Consider the following 14,575-nt stretch of genomic DNA (forward strand, 5'->3'; position numbering starts at 1 on the left):
CACCCGGATGCCGCTGGTCGGCGTCGCCCGCAGCGGTCATCCCCTTTTCCGGGGGCGGACGGACGGGCGGGTCGACGTCCGCCGCTTCGCCGAGGCCGGCCACATCGGCATCTCCCGTCTCGGCAAGCGCCTCGGGCCCATCGACGGCGCGCTGGCGGACCTGGGCCTGCGGCGCCGGATCGCAGTCGTCGTGCCCAGCCACACGAGCGCCATGATGCTCGCCCGGGACACCGACCTCGTCGCGCTCAGCCTGGCCGACTGGCTGCCCGGCACCATCGCCGCCCTGGGCCTGCGGACCTTCCCCGTCCCCCTCGACCGGCGCCCCTCGACATCGGAATGGCCTGGCATCCCCGCAACTCGGCCGACCACGGGCACCGTTGGTTCCGCGAGCGGCTGGCGGCCGCCGTCCTGGAGCCGTCGAGGACGGGGGACGACAGCCCCTAGGTCCGAGAGCAGGCCCGCTGGGGCGGCCCCGGCGAAAATCGGGTGCCGTGCGGCGCCCGGTCCTCGACAATCCACGCGTGGCCACGATGAGCGTCGACAGCGCTGAACAGGGTTCGCCCTCCCCCTCCTCCCGCTCCCCCTTGGCCGCGCTCGCCGGGCGCACCTTCGGCGCGGTCCCGCCGACAGCCCTCGTTCTGCTGGGCATCGTCAGCGTCCAGGTCGGGTCGGCGCTGGCCAAGCACCTCTTCACCGCCGTGGGCAGCTTCGGGACGGTCGCCTTGCGGCTGCTCTTCGCGGCGGCGGTGCTGTTGCTGGTGTGGCGGCCGTCGCTGCGGGTGAACCGGCGTGCGGGGGCGGTGGTGCTCGGCTACGGCGTGACGCTCGGCCTGATGAACCTCTGCTTCTACCTGGCACTGTCCCGGATCCCGCTGGGGATCGCGGTGACCGTGGAGTTCCTGGGGCCGCTGGCGGTGGCCCTGGCCGGATCGAGGCGGTGGCTGGACGCCTTCTGGACCCTGCTCGCGGCGTGCGGTGTGGTCCTGCTGACGGAGGGACGCGGCGATCTCGACCTGGCCGGGCTGCTGTTCGCCCTCGCCGCGGGGGCGTGCTGGGGCGTGTACATCCTGGTCGGCGCGGCGCTGGGCCGGCACACCTCGGAGGGCAACGGCCTGGCCCTGGGCATGGCCGTCGCGGCCCTGGTGGCCGTGCCGTTCGGTGTGGCGGAGAGCGGAGCGGCGCTGATCCGGCCCTGGGTGCTGGTCGCGGGGCTCGGCGTGGCGCTGTTGTCGTCGGTGATCCCGTACTCGCTGGACCTGGAGGCGCTGCGCAGGATCCCCCCGCGCGTGTTCGGCATCCTGATGAGCCTGGAACCGGCGATGGCGGCCCTCATCGGTCTCGTCGTGCTCCAGGAGTCGCTGCGCTGGACGCAGTGGGTGGCGGTGCTGTGCGTGGTCGCGGCGTCGGCGGGTGCCGCGCACGGCACACGCACCGACGTGTGACCCCTACCGCCGTCACGCCGACTGCGGCACCCTCTGAGTCCTGCGACGAGTACGACAGCCATGTCCACGCCACGTCGAGCCGTACCGAGCCGTACCGAGCCGCGCCACATCCAGCCACATCCAGCCGCGTCGAAAGCGAGGATGCATGAAGGCCCCATCGTCTCTCCGAACGGCGACCGTCCTCGGCACAGCCGTCCTGGCCGTGCTGCTCTCCACCGCGACGGCCTATGCCGAACCACCGCACAACCTGCCGCAGAACGCGGGCGGTTACGAGCAGTCCTTCTCGCCCGCGTACGACTACGACACCGACGGCTGCTACGCCACTCCCGCCATCGGCCCCGACGGCACCCTCGCCCCCGGCCTCAACCCGACGGGCGCCGTCAACGGCAACTGCCACGACCAGTCGGACCTGGACAACTCCCAGACGTACGCCCGCTCGAAGTGCAACAACGGCTGGTGCGCCATCGTGTACGCGAGCTATTTCGAGAAGGACCAGGCGCTGAACGGCAGCAGCCTCGGGGGCCACCGTCACGACTGGGAGCACGTGATCTCGTGGGTCGACCAGGCGGCGAACCGGGTGGCGTACGTGTCCACGACGCAGCACAGCGAGGTGCGGACCTACGCCGCCTCGCAGGTCCGCTTCGACGGCTCCCACCCGAAGGTCGTCTACCACAAGGACGGCCTGAGCACCCACTTCTTCCGGCTCGCCAACAGCAACGACGAGCCGCCCGAGAACCACCACCACGACTGGCGCTATCCCCCGCTGGTCGACTGGAACGGCTACCCGTCCCTCTGGCTGCGTGACCGGCTCATGACCGCGGACTTCGGCGCCGCCACCATCAAGATCACCGACAAGGACGACCGCTTCCGCAACCTTCTCAACGCCTCCCGGCCGGCGGGCATCCCCTTCGACCCGTGGGCCTGACGACCTGGACACGGGAGGCGTTCCGTAAAGCCGCCGCAAACCCGTGGGGACGGCGGGACGCACGGGAGTACGGTTCCGGCGCTCGGCAGTAGGAGATCGCGTGCGGCCGTAGGGGCGGCGCGCCTTACGCCGAAGAAGCCGGAGACAGTCCATGCGTGTGAATTCCGCACGGCGCAGACCGCGCCGCGGAGCGGAGCGCGGCGGCAGAGCGGCGCTCGCCGTCGTCGCCGCCGCATTCCTGATAGCGGGGACGGGACCCGTCACCGCCTACGGGGAGGGCGACACGGGCTCCAGCCGTCACGAGGTGGCGGGCGAGGAGTCCCATGAACTGATGGAGTCCCTCGACTCGTTCAACGAGCCGAGGCTCTCCCCCGCCGACCAGGTGGCCCCGGGCGCGTACGCCGGTGCCTGGGCGCACATCAGGAACATGCCGGTCAGGACGGGGAGCTGGTCCGAGGTGACCACCTCCCCGTACGACGAGGACGCGCTGCACTACCGCGACCAGTCGGCGTCCAACTCCGGTTCCGGCGCGGGCCATTCGTCCGGCCGGATCGCGGCCCTGGCCACCGACCCGACGCACCGCGGCGTGGTCTACGCGGGCGCGGCGGGCGGCGGTGTGTTCCGGTCCGTCGACAACGGCAGGACGTGGACGCCGATCGCGGACGGGCTGCCCGCGCTGTCCGTGGGCGCCCTCGCGGTCGCGCCCGACGGCGCGCTGTGGCTGGCGACCGGCGAGGCCACGACCGCTTCCGACAACTACCTGGGCAGCGGCGTGTACCGGCTCGCGAACCCGGTGACCGGCGCCTTCGGCGAGAACGACAAGGTGGGCGGTACGGAGCTGGACTCGTCCTCCGTCCACACGCTCAGCTTCGACCGGGCCGCCGGATACGTCTTCGCGGCCTCCTCGCACGGTGTGTTCCGGCGCCCGCTCGCCGCGGGGCAGACCGCCGCCTGGACGAAGGTTCTCGCGCCCTGCGCGGGCGTCGGCATCAGCGGCGTCGGCTGCGGCGTGGACGTGCACTACGCGGACATCGCCGACGACATCGCCGTACAGCCGGGCAGCGACGGCAAGAAGCTGCTGGCCAACGTGGCCTGGCGCGGCGGTGCCGACTACAACGGCTTCTACTACTCCTCCGACGCCGGCACCACGTGGAAGCGCGCCAACCCGACCGGGGCGGTCAACCCGGCCGAGATCGGCAACGCCGCCTTCGCGTACGCGGCGGACGGCAGCAGGCTCTACGTGTCGATGGAGTCGCCCAAGCTCCTCAACAAGTCCTCCGGCTCCGGGGTCTACTCCGTCCTCGCCGGGGTGTACGTGAGCGAGAGCGGCGACGCGAACGGGCCGTTCAAGCAGATCGCGACCTCCTCGGCGCTGTCGGCGTCCGGCTCCGCGATGAAGCTCAAGGAGATCGGATCCGGCTACCAGCCCGGCTCCCAGGCCTGGTACGACCAGGTCATCGCGGTCGACCCGAGCGACCCGAACCACGTCTACCTGGGCCTCGAGGAGATGTTCGAGTCCAGGAACGGCGGCGCCACCTGGAAGGCGATCGGCCGCTACTGGAACTTCGGCATGCCGTGCTTCTCGTACGACGCCGCCGCGAACTCCTGCGACGGCGACGTGATGCACTCCGACCAGCACGCGCTCGCCTTCTCGCAGTGGCAGGGCGGCACGCCGGAGGTGTTCGTCGGCAACGACGGCGGCGCCTACGCCCGCCCCACCGCGCAGACCACCGCCGGCTGGCGCAACCTCAACGAGTCCGGCACGCTGCGCAACCTGCAGTACTACTCGGTGCGCGCGGGCAGGCTGCCCGACGGCAGCGGCGAGGCGGTCTGGGGCGGACTGCAGGACAACGGCGTCTCGCTGCTCGCGCCCAAGGGCGCCACGTACCAGGGCCGGCAGCTCAACCCGAACGGCGAGATGGTCGCGCCGTTCGGCGGTGACGGCGGCGACCAGCTGGTCAACCCGGACAACGGCTGCCAGACGGTCGGCGAGTACGTCGACCTCGCGCTGCAGATCACGAACAACTGCGGCTTCACGGCAAGCGACAACGGCGCCGAGGACGTGATCACGGACATCGCGCCCGGCGACCCGGGCGCCCGCTTCATCGCCCCGTTCGCCGCGGACGAGACCGACCCGAACGGCCTGTGGGTCGCGGGCGGCCAGTACGTCTGGGGCAACACCCGGACGTGGCAGAGCACGTCGGGTGCCGACTGGACCCGGCTGTTCGACCTGGGCGCCGGCCACTCCGCCTCCGCGGTCGCCAGCCGCCACCACGTCACCTGGGCGGCCTGGTGCGGCCCCTGCTCCAAGGTCGACGGCACCTTCGGACGGGGCATCGCCACCGACTACGGCGGCAGCTGGCACCAGGTGACCCTGCCCGCCGCCTTCCCGAACCGCTACATCTCCGGTGTGACCATCGACCCGTCCGACGCCTCGGGCAAGACGGTGTACGCCGTCGTCAACGGCTTCTCGCGGCGCTGGAACGAGGGCCCCGGCGCCGGCTACGGCCACGTCTGGAAGACCGCGGACGGCGGCGCGACCTGGACGGACATCAGCGGCGACAGCGCCGCCGCGGACTCCTTCCCGGACGCCCCGGCCAACTCGGCCCTGGTCACCAGGGACGGCACCCTCGTCGTCGCCACCGACCTGGGTGTCTTCACCGGCACCTCGGCCGGCCCCGGCCACTGGGCGCGCCTGGGCGCCAACCTGCCCACCTCGCCGGCGGTGTACCTCGCGCCGAGCCCGGACGGCAGCCAGGTGTACGTGGCCACGCACGGCCGCGGCATCTGGAAGACGCCGACGCCGTGACGCCCGCGCAGGTCCCGTGAGGCCGAGGCCCCCGGAACCCGCCTCAGGGATCCGGGGGCCTCGTGCGTCTCACCCGCGCCGGACGGTCAGTCGCGCTCCTCGGCGAGCGCCTTGATGCCGCGGAGGGCGGTCTCCATCCCGGCGCGCAGTTCACCGAGCCGGAGGGCGACGAGCTCCTCCTCCTTGTCCGGCCAGCGTTCGATGGCGAGGGTGACCCCGCTGGGGCCGGGCCCGATGAGGGCCGACTGCCGCAGCCGGGTGCCCTCGCCGTCGGCCTCGAGCTCGTACCGCCAGGTGGCGAGCGGCTTGGCGGGGTCCACCGTCGGTGCCCCGTACCGGCCGTCCACGTCCGTGACGGCCCAGGCGAACACCCGCTGCTCGTCCAGCTCGATCACGTGGGACACGGTCCGCCAGTCGCCGAGCATCGCGTTGTGGTTGTGCCCCTCGAAGCGTGCGCCCGGCTCGGGGCCTTCGGCGCCGTCGAGCCATGCGACGCGCTGCAGTTCGTTGCTGAGCCGCGCGGGCAGTTCGATGTCGGTCACGAGCGCCCAGACCCGCGCCGCGGGCGCCTCGATGTGAACCTCGCACTCCACGCGCGGCCCGTCGGAATATCGCATGCCATCCCCCTTGGTTTCGGCCCCGGTTGATCATCCACGATCGCCGGCCGGGGCCGCAACGGGGATCGGGTCTACGGGTACGAGGTGACCGTGGACGGGATGGTGTCCGTGCCCGAGGTCGGGGCGCCCGTGGTGTTGATGACGTGGTTGAACTGGCCCTTGCCGCCGAGGGAGACGACGAGCAGGCTGTGGAAGCGGACGCCGGGCTTCACCGGGGCGCGGAAGCCGTGGTCCTGGCGGATGGTGGGATCGGTGTTGTAGTAGCAGTAGCTGCCGAGGCCCCAGCCCTCGTGGGTCGTGACGGAGTCGTCGACGCGATAGGCCGCGTACCCCAGGTAGGGGCCGTCCTGGACGGCGGCCTGGTTCGGGGCGTCGTAGGCCTTCTCGTTCTGGAAGAAGATGGTGCGGCCGCGGTCGCCGAACCATTCCACGTCGTACTTGTTGAAGTGCTCGACGAACAGGCCGGTGGCGAGCACGTCGTCGCCGTGGACGCGGACGCCGTAGTCGGCGCGGTTGGTGTCCCAGCCGACGCCGTCGCCGTGGTCGGCGCGCCAGACCCAGGTGTGGTCGATGATCGTGTCGTCGCTGTTGACGGCCATGGCGGTGGTGGCGCGGCCGGCGCCGGCGCCGCCGATGCGGAGGTAGACGTCCTGGACGGTGGTGGGGTCGGCCGCGTGGTCGGCGCCGGCGCCCTGCGGGCCGATCTCCAGGAGGGTCGGCGAGTTCACCGTACCGGCGTCGATGAGGAGGCCGGCGAGGCGGACGCCGTCGACGTCACCGACGCGCAGGGCGGTGACACCGTTGTCCGGGACGATGGTGGCGAGGCCGAGGCCGAGCACGATGGTGCCGGGGCGGTTGATCTCCACCGTGCGGTCGACGTGGTAGACGCCGGGGGTGAAGAGCAGGTGCAGCCCCTGGGCCACGGCCTGGTTCATGGTGGCGGCCGTGGTGCCCGGCTTGACGACGTAGAAGCGGCTGAGCGGGACGGACTGGCCTGGCAGGGTGCCGGCGGCCCAGCTGACGCCGCGGGCGCCGGTCCGCTTGGCCGGGGCGAAGACCTTCAGCTGGCCGCCCTCGTAGTAGAGGAAGGGCTTCTCGCGGGAGATGGGGGTGGTGTCGAGCGTCGTGTACTTGGGCTCGGGGAAGGTGGTGGCCGGGGCGCCCTCGACGCCGGAGAAGACCTGGTTCCACACGGAGTTGGACCAGCCGCCGACGGCGCTGTCGCGGGTGTACCACTGCTGCTGCGAGTAGTTGCCGATCTGGCCGTCGATCCGGCTGTCGGCGATGTAGCCGCCGCTGGCCCAGCCGTAGCCGGTGGGTGCGAGGTTGAGGCCGCCCTTGACGTGCATGCGGCGGAACGAGGAGGCCTGGGAGACGGCCCAGCGGTCGGTGCCGTTGACCGGGTTCAGGGCCAGGTTCTCGGCGGAGCGCCAGAAGTTCTGGGTGGCGTTGCCGTTGAACCAGCCGGCGTCGACGGTCACGTCACCGTTGATCAGGGTGTCGTCGGGGCGCAGCCCGAGTCCGGATATCTGCGTGTAGAAGCCGAGTTGCGCGTTGAGGCCGTTGTAGGTGCCGGGCTTGAACAGGAAGGCGTGCCGGCCGGTGCCGAACTGCGCCGACTCCTGCTGCCGGAAGACGTCGTCCAGCTGTGCCTGGATGTTCGGTGTGGACGGGTCGACGATGTGCACGTTGGGGCCGAGGTCACCGCCGCCCGGCAGGGTCGTGCCGCCGTCGGTCGTGCCGTACACCTGGAACTCCCACAGCGAGTAGCCCCAGCCGGTGGCGCGGGTCTGGCCGGTGAGGCGGACGTAGCGGGCGGTGCCGGAGACGGGCAGCGACTCGGTGCCGCCGTGGCCGGTCGTGGTGGTGTAGGCGGTGGTCCACGTGCTCGCGTCGGTGGAGGTCTCGATGCGGTACGCGGAGCCGTAGGCGGTCTCCCAGTTCAGGTCGACCCGGCTCAGGGCGGCGGGGGCGCCGAGGTCGACCTGGATCCACTGGGGGTCGGCGAAGGCGCTGGACCAGCGGGTGCCGAGGTCGCCGTCGACGGCGGCGGTCGCCGGGGTGCCGGCGTTCTCCTGGCTGGAGGCGGTGACCGGCCGGCCCTGGGAGAGCAGGACCGGCACGGCCGCCGCCGCGGCCCGCGCCGGTCCTGCCGGGGCGAGCGCGAACAGCCCGCCGAGGAGGGCGGTCACGAGAGCGGTGACGAGGGCGAGCGCCCGGCCGCCGAGCGGTGCGGTGCGCGGTCGGGAGGTGCCTGGTCGGGAGCGGTGCATGGCGTGGTACACGGCGGCTCCTTGTGGGTTTCTCGGTGGGGGGTCAGCGGTTCCGTGTCCGGTGGGCGCGGATGATGTCCGCGTACCGCCGGCCGCTGGCCTTGACCGTCCGGCGCTGGGTCGCGTAGTCGACGTGAACCAGGCCGAACCGCTTGTCGTAGCCGTAGGCCCACTCGAAGTTGTCGAGCAGGGACCAGGCGTAGTAGCCGGCCAGCGGGGCGCCCTTGCGCAGGGCGCGGGCGCAGGCCGCGAGGTGCTGCTCCAGATAGCCGGTGCGGTGCGGGTCGTCGACCCGTCCGTCCGGCCCGACGGCGTCGGGGAAGGCCGAGCCGTTCTCGGTGACGTACAGCCGGCGCACGCCGTACTCCTCGGTGAGGCGCAGCAGGAAGGCTTCGAGGCCGCCGGCGTCGACGGGCCAGTCCATGCCCGTTCGGGGCAGGCCGGGGACGCGGACCTCGCGGGCGTACGGGACGGGGCCGGCCGGGTCGTCGGCGACGGTGACCGGGAAGTAGTAGTTCAGGCCGTGCCAGTCGAGGGGCGCGCCGATCACGGCCGGGTCGCCTTCCCGCTCCGGCAGCTCGACCGCGTACAGCTCGCGCATGTCGGCGGGGAAGCCGCGCCCGTAGACGGGATCCAGCCACCAGCGGTTGGTGTGGCCGTCGGCGCGGACGGCGGCTGCGACGTCCTCGGGGCGGGTGGAGGCGGGTTCGACGGTGGAGTGGTTGGTGACCAGGCCGATCCGGGCGCCGGGGACGGCGGCGCGGAGTGCCTGGACGGCGAGGCCGTGGCCGAGGAGGAGGTGGTACGAGGCGCGGACGGCGGCGGTCAGATCGGTCCAGCCGGGGGCCATCCGCCCTTCCAGGTGCCCGATCCAGGCCGAGCACAGCGGCTCGTTGAGGGTGGCCCACTGGCCGACGCGGTCACCGAGGCGGGCGGCGACCACGGAGGTGTAGTGGGCGAAGTGCTCGGCGGTGTCGCGTTCGGTCCAGCCGCCGCGCCACTCCCCCGCCCGGTTCTGTCCCGCGCCGTTCCGGCCCGTCCGGTCCTGCAGCGCCTGCGGCAGGTCCCAGTGGTAGAGGGTGACGCTCGGGGTGATGCCGGCGTCGAGAAGGGCGTCGACGAGGCGGTCGTAGAAGTCGAGTCCTGCCGCGTTGACGGGGCCGTCGCCGCCGGGCAGGACGCGGGGCCAGGCGATCGACATGCGGTACGCGTCGGTGCCGAGCTCCTTCATCAGGGCGACGTCCTCGGGCCAGCGGTGGTAGTGGTCGCAGGCGGTGTCGCCGTGGTCTGCGTTGTCGACCGCGCCGGGCGTGTGGGCGAAGGTGTCCCAGATCGAGGGTGCGCGGCCGTCCTCGGCGACGGCGCCCTCGATCTGGTACGCGGAGGTGGCCGTGCCCCAGGCGAAGTCGGCCGGGAAGGCGCCGAGGTCGAGCGAGGGGGCGGCGGAGCGCGTGACGGGATGCGCGTCGGACACGAAATGCCTTTCCATGCAGATACCTTGTTTGAGCGTCAGATGCATCACTTGACCGCACCCGCGGTGAGGCCGGCGACGAGGTAGCGCTGGAGCAGCAGGAAGCCGGCGACGACGGGGACGCTGACCACGAGGGAGGCGGCCATCACCTGGTTCCAGTACACGTCGTTCTGGGTGGCGTAGCCCTGCAGGCCGACGGCGAGGGTGCGGGTGGTGTCGGTGGTCATGACGGAGGCGAAGAGGACCTCGCCCCAGGCGGTCATGAAGGCGTAGACGGCGACGGCGACGATGCCGGGGACGGCGGCGGGCAGGATGACCCGGAGCAGGGCGCCGACCGGGCCGCAGCCGTCGACCTTCGCGGCCTCGTCGAGGTCGCGCGGGATCGAGTCCAGGTAGCCGACGAGCATCCAGATCGAGAACGGCAGCGAGAAGGTCAGATAGGTGAGGACCAGTCCGCCGCGCGAGCCGAACAGGGCGATGCCGGTGGCGTTGCCGATGTTGACGTAGATGAGGAACAGCGGCAGCAGGAAGAGGATGCCGGGGAACATCTGCGTCGACAGGACGGTCACCGTGAAGACGCGCCGGCCGCGGAAGTCGTAGCGGCTGACGGCGTACGCGGCGAAGACGGCGACGGTCACCGAGCAGACGGTCGCGGCGCCGGCCACGATCACCGAGTTCACGAAGTAGTCGGCGAGCGGGACGGTGCGCCAGATGTCGGCGTAGGGGCGCAGGGTGAGCCCGGAGGGCCACCACCGGAACGTCCCCGAGACGTCCGCGAGCGGTTTGAGGGAGCTGGAGACCATCACGTACACCGGCAGCAGGACGAAGCCGGTGAGCAGGGCGAGGAGGACCCGCCGGGTCCACAGGAACGAACGGGGTGGCGCGGACGGGGAGTTACGCACGACCGGTCCTCCGTCCGCGCGAGGTGAGGGCGAGATAGAGGCCCGTGACGAGGAGCAGGAAGAGGAGAAGGAGGAGGGACATGGCGGAGCCGGTGCCGAAGTTCCAGGTCTGGAAGGACGACTGGTAGATGTGCAGGGAGATCAGGTCGGCGGCCTCCGGTGCGGCCCTGCCGAAGAGGACGAAGGGGGTGTTGAAGTCGTTGAAGGTCCACAGGAAGAGGACGAGGACCAGGACCTGGTTGACCGGCCGCAGCGACGGCAGCGTGATGTGGCGGATCTGCCGCCACACGCCGGCGCCGTCGAGGGCGGCGGCCTCGTACAGGTCCCGCGGGATGTTCTGCAGCCCGGCCGTCACGGTGAGAAAGGCGAAGGGCCAGCCCTTCCAGACGGAGACGGTGAGCAGCGCCCAGAAGCTGTTGTCGCCGATGAGCCAGAAGGCGGGGCTGTCTCCGATGCCGAGCTGGTCGTGCAGGACGTGGTTGATCAGGCCGTTGTCGCGCTGGAACATGAACGCCCAGGTGATGACGGCGGCGTAGACGGGCAGCGCGTACGGGACGAGGAAGAGGGTGCGCAGCAGGCCGCGGCCGCGGAAGGGGTCCTGGAGGCAGATCGCGGCGGCGGTGCCGAGCAGCCAGCACAGCGCGACCGAGGCCAGGGTGAAAGCGCAGGTCGTGATGAAGGACTTCAACAGGGCTTCGCCGACGGGCGCGTTGACGTCCATGGAGACGGCGAAGTTGTCGAGTCCGTTCCAGGGGGCGGACGTCCAGTCGCGGATGAAGAACTGGGTGAGCTCCTTGAAGCTCATCACGGCGCCGATGAGCATCGGCACGAGGTGGACGAGGAGTTCGAGGAGGAGGGCGGGCAGGAGCAGCAGATACGGGAGCGCGGTGCGGCTCCGGTTCTTCCGGGCGGCCCCGGCGGCGGTCACCTGGTCGGCTCCGCGGCCGGCCGCGGGGCTCGTCTCGGGGGTGGCGGTGGCGGTGGCGGTGGCGGTCATGGCAGGGCTCGCGCCTACTTCCTCGGCATCTGCTGCTGGGCCTTGTCGAGCTTGGCGCGTACGGTCTCGGTGGTGACGGGGCGGCCGGCGGCGGCCTCGGCGAAGAGCTCCTTGACGGCGGTGCCCACGACGGTCTCGAACTGGGACTCCTCGGGGACCTGCGGCAGTGCGGCGGCGCTGGTGGCGAGGGTGTCGCGGATGACGGCGAGCGCGGGGCCGGAGAAGGCCGGGTCCGCCTGCGCGGCCTTGACGGGCGGGACGGAACCGTACGCCTGGTTGAGGATCTTCTGCTCGGCATCGCCGGTCATGAACTTCACGAACTTCAGGGCTCCGTCGCGGTTCCTGGTGTTGCCGAAGACGGCCATGTTGATGCCGGCGACCATGGAGTTGACCCGGGTGCCCTGACCGGGGGTGCCGGAGGGGACGGGCGCGGGGGCGACGCCCCACTCGTCGGGGCTCATGCCCTGGGCGGCGAAGGTCTGCGCGGCGGTCTGCCAGAGCACCATCGCGGTGCGGCCCTTGGCGAAGTCGCTGAGCGACTGGTTCTGGGCGTACTCGGCGTTTCCGGGGGCGACGAGCTTGTCGGCCGCCATCAGGTCGACGTACTGCTTGACGGCGGCGACGGCCCCGTCGGAGGTGAAGTCGGCCTTGCCGTCGGGGGTGAAGAAGTCGGCGCCGTGCTGCTTGCCGAGCACGAAGACCTGGTGGATGTCGTTGGCGAGGTTGGCACCCTCGACGCCGATGGCCGACCTGCCGTCCCTGGCGAGCTTCTTCCCGTCCTCGTTCAGTTCGTCCCAGGTGGCCGGCGGCCTGGTGATGCCGGCGTCGGCGAGCATCTTCTTGTTGTAGTAGAGCGCGTAGGCCATCGAGTACAGCGGCACGGCGGCCGGGTCCTGGCCGGCGGCGCCGGTGGAGCCGAGCGCGGAGTCGACGAAGCGGTCCTTGCCGCCGATCGCGGCGAAGTTCTTCTCGTCCCAGGGCAGCAGCGCGCCGCTCGCCTGGAGCGAGGCGCTCCAGGTGTTGCCGATGTTGAGGACGTCGGGGCCCTGCCCGGAGGTGGTGGCGGTGAGGATCCTGGCCAGCAGGTCGGACCAGGGCACGACCTCCAGCTTCACCTTGATGCCGGTCTCCTTCTCGAACTTGTCGAGTTCGGGCTGGAGCACCTTCTTGTCGGCCTCGACGCTCGGGCCCTGGTTGGACGCCCAGTAAGTGAGGGTCCCTGGCCGGGAGTCGGAGTCGCCCGCGCCGTCGGCGGTGCCGCCGCCGCAGGCGGTCGCGGTGAGGGCGAGGGAGAGGGCGACGACGCCGGTGACCGCGGCTCTGATTCTGCGCATGACTCCTCGGAACCCTTTCGAGCGATGCTTAATTCAGGACGTGAGTTAAGCTGCGCAGGAAGGGCGCGTCAAGGCTTCGCGTCAGGTGTATGTTGCGGACAGTCCGCTGAACGGGCTCCGGAGAACGGGGGGTTGAGGTGCGAGCGACACATGGCCGCACGGTGCGCGACCTGCGGCGGGAGAACCGCACGGCGGTGCTGCAACGGCTGTACTTCGACGGCCCGGCGAGCCGGCTCTCCCTCGGGCCCGCGACCGGGCTCAGTTCCGGCTCGGTGAGCAACGTGGTGGCCGAACTCGTCGCCGAGGGACTCGTCGAGGAGGCCGGCAGCGTCGACTCGGCGGGCGGACGGCCGCGCACCCTGTTGCGGATCAGCGCCGGCAGCGGCTGCATGATCGGCGTCGACGTCGGCGAGACCCGGGTCAGGGTCGAGCTGTTCGACCTGACCCTCACCGAACTCGCCCGCACCGAACGCCCGTTGGCTGTCGAGAGCCGGGCCCCGCACGACCGTTACGAGGTCGGCCTCGTCGTCGGCCACATCCGCGACGGCATCGCCGAGGTACTGCGGGCGGCGGACATGGACCCGGGCCGGCTGCTGGGGGTCGGCGTGGGCGTGCCGGGGATCGTGGCACACGGCGGAGCGGGGAGCGGAGCGGGGCGCGGGGTCGGCGCTGCGGTCGATGTCAGGTCTGGCGCCGGTTCCGGCGGCAGGGCGGGAGGCCTGGTCGGGGCCGGCGGTGTCATCGGGGCCGGCGGCGCGGTCGGGGCCGGCGGTGGTTCCGGGGACAGGACAGGAGGCGTGGTCGGAGCCGGCGCCGGTTCCGGGGACAGGGCCGGCGGTGCGGGCGGCGTCTGGGCCGATCGCGGCAACCCTGGCGCGGGCGGCGACGGTGCGGTCGTGCACGGCCAGACCATCGGCTGGGACGCGGTGCCGCTGGAACGGATGCTGCGCGAGGCCGTCGACCTGCCCGACTCCGTCCCGTACTGGATCGACAGCGGCGCCCGCACCCTCGGCCAGGCCGAGCTGTGGTTCGGCGCCGGGCGTGGCGCGCACAGTGCCGTCTTCGTGCTCTTCGGCTCCGGCGTCGGCGCCTGTGTGGCCACCGACCCGCTGGGGCCGGGCCGCGCCCTGGAGTGGGGCCATCTGACCGTACGGGTCCGGGGCCGGCGCTGCCGCTGCGGCGCGCGCGGCTGCCTGGAGGCGTACGCCGGCGCCGAGGCCATGCTCGAACGCTGGCGCGAGGCGGGCGGGCGGCCCCCGGCCGGCGCGGACGAGGAGACCGCGCTGGCCGCGATGCTGGCCGCCGCCCACCCGGCGGACGGATCCGGGAGCGGGCCCGACGCCACGGCGCTCGCCGTCCTGGACGAGACGGCCGAGTACCTGGGCGCCGGCTTCGCCGACCTCATCAACCTCTTCCAGCCCGAACGCATCCTGGTCGGCGGCTGGGCGGGCCTCCAGCTCGGCGACCGCTTCCTGGACCAGGTGCGGGAGCACGCGCGGGAGTACGCCCTGCCCTACCCGGCCGCCCGCGTCACCCTCGGCCTCGGCACCCTGGGCCCGGAGGCGGTCACCGTCGGCGCCGCGATCCTCCCGCTCGCCGACTTCTTCGCGCGGGGCGGTCGGCGCGCCGAGCCGGGGGCGGCGGAGGCACAGCCGGCGTGGGCGACGACGCTTCGCGAGCGGGCGGCGCAGTGACGACGGGGCAAGGCGGACAGCCGCAATAATTGCAGAAGCCTGATAAAAGCTCTAGCCGATATTTTACTCCATGGGGTATCCTGGACTTCAGCCACAGCTGGAAGGAGACCC

General features: G+C 72.0%; 11 protein-coding genes. 5 read left to right on the forward strand and 6 right to left on the reverse strand.

What is annotated here, in order from left to right:
- The first annotated feature begins 7 nt into the window (after window positions 1-7).
- The 4 genes from ACIRSU_RS00855 to ACIRSU_RS00870 all read left to right on the forward strand — a co-directional run bounded on the left by ACIRSU_RS00855 (window position 8) and on the right by ACIRSU_RS00870 (window position 5,176).
- A complete protein-coding gene (locus ACIRSU_RS00855; RefSeq protein WP_403787704.1) occupies window positions 8-550 on the forward strand; it encodes a hypothetical protein in 543 nt (180 codons plus the stop codon).
- A complete protein-coding gene (locus tag ACIRSU_RS00860) occupies window positions 531-1,442 on the forward strand; it encodes an EamA family transporter (RefSeq protein WP_403789362.1) in 912 nt (303 codons plus the stop codon). Before ACIRSU_RS00855 ends, ACIRSU_RS00860 begins: the two co-directional genes overlap by 20 nt.
- 145 nt (window positions 1,443-1,587) lie before the next feature.
- The gene (locus ACIRSU_RS00865) at window positions 1,588-2,367 is read left to right on the forward strand and encodes an NPP1 family protein (protein ID WP_403787707.1); all 780 of its coding nucleotides are present in this window, start codon (window positions 1,588-1,590) and stop codon (window positions 2,365-2,367) included.
- Between the two features lie 151 nt (window positions 2,368-2,518).
- Window positions 2,519-5,176 (forward strand): WD40/YVTN/BNR-like repeat-containing protein, encoded by a 2,658-nt coding sequence (locus ACIRSU_RS00870; protein WP_403787710.1) that lies wholly within the window; start codon window positions 2,519-2,521, stop codon window positions 5,174-5,176.
- A gap of 86 nt (window positions 5,177-5,262) precedes the next feature.
- Here the strand turns inward: ACIRSU_RS00870 and ACIRSU_RS00875 are convergent, their stop codons facing one another.
- The 6 genes from ACIRSU_RS00875 to ACIRSU_RS00900 form a co-directional block, all read right to left on the reverse strand.
- Window positions 5,263-5,793, reverse strand: a complete 531-nt coding sequence (locus ACIRSU_RS00875; protein ID WP_403787713.1) for an SRPBCC family protein — start codon at window positions 5,791-5,793, stop codon at window positions 5,263-5,265.
- Between the two features lie 71 nt (window positions 5,794-5,864).
- Window positions 5,865-8,066 carry a discoidin domain-containing protein gene (locus ACIRSU_RS00880; protein ID WP_403789363.1) on the reverse strand — a complete coding sequence of 734 codons (2,202 nt, stop codon included), beginning with the start codon at window positions 8,064-8,066 and terminating at the stop codon, window positions 5,865-5,867.
- A 43-nt stretch (window positions 8,067-8,109) separates the two neighbouring features.
- Complete coding sequence (locus tag ACIRSU_RS00885) at window positions 8,110-9,555, reverse strand: GH1 family beta-glucosidase (RefSeq protein WP_403787716.1); 1,446 nt, start codon at window positions 9,553-9,555, stop codon at window positions 8,110-8,112.
- A 29-nt stretch (window positions 9,556-9,584) separates the two neighbouring features.
- Window positions 9,585-10,439 (reverse strand): carbohydrate ABC transporter permease, encoded by an 855-nt coding sequence (locus tag ACIRSU_RS00890; protein ID WP_403787719.1) that lies wholly within the window; start codon window positions 10,437-10,439, stop codon window positions 9,585-9,587.
- Window positions 10,432-11,436: a carbohydrate ABC transporter permease gene (locus tag ACIRSU_RS00895; protein WP_403787722.1), complete on the reverse strand. Its 1,005-nt coding sequence runs from the start codon at window positions 11,434-11,436 to the stop codon at window positions 10,432-10,434. Before ACIRSU_RS00895 ends, ACIRSU_RS00890 begins: the two co-directional genes overlap by 8 nt.
- A gap of 14 nt (window positions 11,437-11,450) precedes the next feature.
- Window positions 11,451-12,770 carry an ABC transporter substrate-binding protein gene (locus ACIRSU_RS00900; protein WP_403787725.1) on the reverse strand — a complete coding sequence of 440 codons (1,320 nt, stop codon included), beginning with the start codon at window positions 12,768-12,770 and terminating at the stop codon, window positions 11,451-11,453.
- A gap of 137 nt (window positions 12,771-12,907) precedes the next feature.
- Here ACIRSU_RS00900 and ACIRSU_RS00905 point away from each other — a divergent pair, with 137 nt between their 5' ends.
- The gene (locus tag ACIRSU_RS00905; RefSeq protein ID WP_403787728.1) at window positions 12,908-14,464 is read left to right on the forward strand and encodes an ROK family protein; all 1,557 of its coding nucleotides are present in this window, start codon (window positions 12,908-12,910) and stop codon (window positions 14,462-14,464) included.
- Window positions 14,465-14,575 lie beyond the last annotated feature (111 nt).

Origin of the sequence: Streptomyces sp. NPDC101160 (genome assembly GCF_044768205.1) — a bacterium.
In the GTDB taxonomy this organism is placed as follows: domain Bacteria; phylum Actinomycetota; class Actinomycetes; order Streptomycetales; family Streptomycetaceae; genus Streptomyces.

Excerpts from the sequence above, each read along its gene's own strand:
- ACIRSU_RS00855 (WP_403787704.1), top strand. The coding sequence starts at position 8 with ATGCCGCTGGTCGGCGTCGCCCGCAGCGGTCATCCCCTTTTCCGGGGG.
- ACIRSU_RS00860 (WP_403789362.1), top strand. The coding sequence starts at position 531 with ATGAGCGTCGACAGCGCTGAACAGGGTTCGCCCTCCCCCTCCTCCCGC.
- ACIRSU_RS00865 (WP_403787707.1), top strand. The coding sequence starts at position 1,588 with ATGAAGGCCCCATCGTCTCTCCGAACGGCGACCGTCCTCGGCACAGCC.
- ACIRSU_RS00870 (WP_403787710.1), top strand. The coding sequence starts at position 2,519 with ATGCGTGTGAATTCCGCACGGCGCAGACCGCGCCGCGGAGCGGAGCGC.
- ACIRSU_RS00875 (WP_403787713.1), bottom strand. The coding sequence starts at position 5,793 with ATGCGATATTCCGACGGGCCGCGCGTGGAGTGCGAGGTTCACATCGAG.
- ACIRSU_RS00880 (WP_403789363.1), bottom strand. The coding sequence starts at position 8,066 with ATGCACCGCTCCCGACCAGGCACCTCCCGACCGCGCACCGCACCGCTC.
- ACIRSU_RS00885 (WP_403787716.1), bottom strand. The coding sequence starts at position 9,555 with ATGGAAAGGCATTTCGTGTCCGACGCGCATCCCGTCACGCGCTCCGCC.
- ACIRSU_RS00895 (WP_403787722.1), bottom strand. The coding sequence starts at position 11,436 with ATGACCGCCACCGCCACCGCCACCGCCACCCCCGAGACGAGCCCCGCG.
- ACIRSU_RS00900 (WP_403787725.1), bottom strand. The coding sequence starts at position 12,770 with ATGCGCAGAATCAGAGCCGCGGTCACCGGCGTCGTCGCCCTCTCCCTC.